The organism is Brevundimonas sp., assembly GCF_032017145.1.
Taxonomy (GTDB): Bacteria; Pseudomonadota; Alphaproteobacteria; order Caulobacterales; family Caulobacteraceae; genus Brevundimonas.
In genome coordinates, this window is record NZ_DALZQC010000173.1 from 1 (window position 1) to 3,841 (window position 3,841).

Consider the following 3,841-nt stretch of genomic DNA (forward strand, 5'->3'; position numbering starts at 1 on the left):
GCCGGGGCGGCGACCGGCGGACCCGACCCCGACGCGCCTGCGGCCACGGTGAAGGACGCACCGTTGCGGACAGTGGAAATCGACGGCCAGCAGCGGGTGGTCGGCGTGGCCAGCCTGGGCGGCCGGCGCCTGCCGACCCGGGACGAGGTCGCCGCCATCAATGCCCGCCTGACCGCCTTGGAACGCCCGAAGGCCGCGACGCCTGCGCCCGCAGGCGTCACGACCATGGATGTGGAGGAAGTCGGGCGGCCCACGAACTGAAAAGCCAACTTGCAACGCTTTGACGGGTCGAGGCATTGAGGCACTTACGAAAAACGCACCGGGCCCTTCAGGCCGGGCCTGAAAGGACGCCGCGTTGGACCACCCAGAAGTCGAGCGTTCCTGGTGGGACGAGGCGGATCGCCTGGCGGTGCTGAACAGATACGGGGTGCTGGACACCACGCCTGAGGCCGCATTCGACGATCTGGCCAATCTGGCGGCGCGTCTGTGCGGTGCGCCCATGGCCGCCGTCAGCCTGGTGGACGCCGAGCGCCAGTGGTTCAAGGCCGAAGTCGGCCTGGGCCTGCCGCAGACGCCGCGTCCCGTTTCCTTTTGCGCCCACGCCATGCTGGGCGATCAGCCGCTGATCGTGACGGACGCCGAACAGGACGCTCGCTTCGCCGACAATCCTCTGGTCACGGGCGCGCCCCACATCCGCTTCTACGCCGGCTATCCGCTGAAGTCGCCAGAGGGGGCGCCCCTGGGCGCGCTGTGCGTGCTTGATCACCGGCCGCGCCCCGAGGGTCTGACCGAACTTCAGGCCACGGCCATGCAGACCCTGGCGGCCCAGGTCATGACCCAGCTGGAGTTGCGCCGCGCCCTGTTGGATCGGGATCGCAGCGAGAAGACGGCTCAACTGGCCATCGAGGCCTCGGCCTATGTCGGCGCCTGGGACTGGGACATCGCTTCGGACCGGGTGATCGCCGACGAGCGGTTCGCGCGCATGTACGGCGTCGATCCCGTCGCCGCCCGCGACGGCGCGCCCATCGGGGTGTTTCGCGCGAGCGTCCATCCCGACGACGCCGACCGGCTGGGCCAGGACATCCAGCGCGCCCTGGACGACGAAGGGGTCTTCATCAGCGAATACCGGCTGGTCGTGGATGGCCAGGAACGTTGGGTGCTGGCGCGCGGCCAGGTCGAATACGACCGCTCCGGCGCGGCGGTGCGCCTGCCCGGCGTCGCCGTCGACATCACCAGGCGCAAGCAGATCGAGACCGATCTGGCCGCGACCACGCGGGCGCTGAGCGAAAGCGAGACCCGATTCCGCATCCTGGCCGACGCCATGCCCCAGATGGTCTGGTCCACCCTGCCGGACGGTTTCCACGACTACTACAACGCCCGCTGGTACGAGTTCACCGGCGTCCCTGTCGGCTCGACGGACGGGGAGGGCTGGAACGACATCTTCCATCCCGAAGATCAGCAGCGGGCCTGGACGGTGTGGCGCCACTCCCTGGCGACCGGCGACCCCTATGAGATCGAATACCGGCTGAAACACCACAGCGGCGCCTATCGCTGGACGCTGGGCCGCGCGGTGGCCATCCACGACGAACAGGGGCGGATCACGCGCTGGTTCGGCACCTGCACCGACATCGACGAGCTGAAACGGCTGGAGCAGGGGCGCGAGCTGGTCAGCCAGGAGCTGAGCCACCGCATCAAGAACATCTTCGCCGTGGTCGCGGCTCTGGTCGCCCTGTCCGCGCGCCAGTATCCTGAGGCCAAGGCTTTTTCCGCCTCTCTGCGCACGCGCATCGCCGCCCTGGCCCGCGCGCACGAGTTCGTCCGCCCGCACACCGAAACGTCCAGGACGACGATCGGCGCCACGACCCTGCACACCTTCCTGGCGGACCTGTTCAAGGCCTATGCCGACGAGGTGGGCCTGCCGCGCGTCATCATCGACGGGGACGATGCGGTGTTCGACGACCAGGCGGCGACATCGGTCGCCCTGCTGTTCCACGAACTGGCCACCAACGCCGCAAAATACGGCGCCCTGTCCGACAAGGCCGGAACCGTGTTGCTGAACACGACCAGGGACGAGGATCGCTTCATCCTGACCTGGACCGAGCGCGATGGTCCGCGTGTCGAGGGACCGCCGACACGCTCGGGCTTCGGATCGTCGTTGGCCACCCTGTCGGTGCAGGGCCAGTTGGGCGGCAAGCTGGATCGCCAATGGAACCCGGAGGGGTTGAAGGTCGTCGTGGACCTGCCCGCCACCGCCCTGTCGCGCCGCCGCGCGGCGATCTCGGGCGGGCTCTAACTTTTCGTTGAAACCGATCCGTCTAAACCGCGTTACGTACGCCAACGATCAGACCCTCGCCGCCATGACCGCTCGCATTCTCATCATCGAAGACGAAGCCCTCGTGGCCATGGAACTTCGCTTCGTGCTGGAGGACCTGGGGCACGACGTCATCGGCGTAGCCGCCACCGCCAAGGCCGCGCGCGACATCGTGCGCGAGAACGACGTCGATCTGGCCCTTGTCGACATCCATCTTTCAGACGGTGCGACCGGCATCGATCTGGGCCGCGAGCTGGGGCAGGACATGGGCGTCAGCGTCCTGTTCATGACGGCCAATCCTGGCATGGTGCGCGACGGCGTCGCAGGGACCATCGGCGTCCTGTCCAAACCGACCGATGAGCGGGCGGTTCAGACCGGCGTGGACTATGCCCTTCGCCGTCGTCAGGGGCAGCCGACCGATTACGCGCCCCCGGGTCTGCAACTGTTCGGCTGATCGCCGCCGCAGCGGTTGCGGACGCTTCGTCGCCGCCTATGTCCAAGGCTCCCCGAAATGGAGCCTTCGCCATGACCGATCTCGTCAAACGTCCCTTGGGCCAAAGCGGCCTTGAGATCGCGCCGCTTGCGTTCGGCGGCAATGTCTTCGGCTGGACGACGGACAAGGCCACGTCGTTCGCCCTGCTGGACGGATTCCTCGACGCGGGCTTTGACGCCATCGACACGGCCGACGCCTATTCACGCTGGGTTCCGGGTCACGCGGGCGGCGAGAGCGAGACCATCATCGGCGAATGGCTGAAGGCGCGCGGCCATCGCGACGCCGTGAAGATCTTCACCAAGGTCGGCTCCGACATGGGCCAGGGCCGCAAGGACCTGTCGCCCGCCTGGATCGAAAAGGCGGTCGAGGACAGTTTGCGTCGGCTCCAGACCGACTACATCGACCTGTATCAGACCCACTGGCCGGACCCAGACACGCCGCAGGAAGAGACCTTGCGCGCGCTCGACCGTCTGGTGCAGGCGGGCAAGGTTCGCGCCATCGGCACGTCCAATCACACGGCCGAACAGGTCGCCGAAGCGCTGTCGATATCCGAACGTGAGGGGCTGGCCGCCTACGCCTCGATCCAGCCGCACTATAATCTCTACAGCCGCGACACCTTCGAGGGGGGCTTGCAGGATCTGGCGGTCCAGAAGGGACTGGGCGTCATCACCTATTTCAGCCTGGAAAGCGGGTTCCTGACCGGCAAATACAAGACCATCGACCAGATCGCCGGCACCAAGCGTGAGAGCGCTCTGAAAGACAAGTTCAACGAGCGCGGCGTGAGAATCCTGGCCGTTCTCGACGCCATCGCCCAAAAAAACGAGGCTACCTCCGCCCAGGTCGCCCTGGCCTGGCTGTTGGCGCAGCCCGGCGTCACCGCCCCGATCGTCAGCGCCACGACGCTGGAGCAACTGTCCGACACGCTGAGGGCGGCGACTCTGACGCTGTCGAACGAAGATGTGTCGGAGTTGACGGAGGCGAGCGCCGCCTAGGTTCTGTGGACACTTATCGCATCCATAAGATGGTTGCGGCGAGGT

The 3,841-nt window shown here is 67.0% G+C and carries 3 protein-coding genes and 1 pseudogene; all 4 read left to right on the plus strand.

Annotation, left to right across the window (positions count from 1 at the left end; translation table 11 throughout):
- Positions 1-261, plus strand: a pseudogene (locus tag RTU05_RS17305) (cell wall hydrolase); the annotation flags it as partial.
- 94 nt (positions 262-355) lie between these two features.
- The gene (locus RTU05_RS17310; RefSeq protein WP_312599551.1) at positions 356-2,293 is read left to right on the plus strand and encodes a PAS domain-containing protein; all 1,938 of its coding nucleotides are present in this window, start codon (positions 356-358) and stop codon (positions 2,291-2,293) included.
- Positions 2,294-2,357: 64 nt separating this feature from the next.
- Positions 2,358-2,765 (plus strand): response regulator, encoded by a 408-nt coding sequence (locus tag RTU05_RS17315; protein WP_312599552.1) that lies wholly within the window; start codon positions 2,358-2,360, stop codon positions 2,763-2,765.
- A gap of 71 nt (positions 2,766-2,836) precedes the next feature.
- Positions 2,837-3,796, plus strand: a complete 960-nt coding sequence (locus RTU05_RS17320; protein ID WP_312599553.1) for an aldo/keto reductase — start codon at positions 2,837-2,839, stop codon at positions 3,794-3,796.
- Positions 3,797-3,841: the final 45 nt, after the last annotated feature.

Excerpts from the sequence above, each read along its gene's own strand:
- RTU05_RS17315 (WP_312599552.1), top strand. The coding sequence starts at position 2,358 with ATGACCGCTCGCATTCTCATCATCGAAGACGAAGCCCTCGTGGCCATG.
- RTU05_RS17320 (WP_312599553.1), top strand. The coding sequence starts at position 2,837 with ATGACCGATCTCGTCAAACGTCCCTTGGGCCAAAGCGGCCTTGAGATC.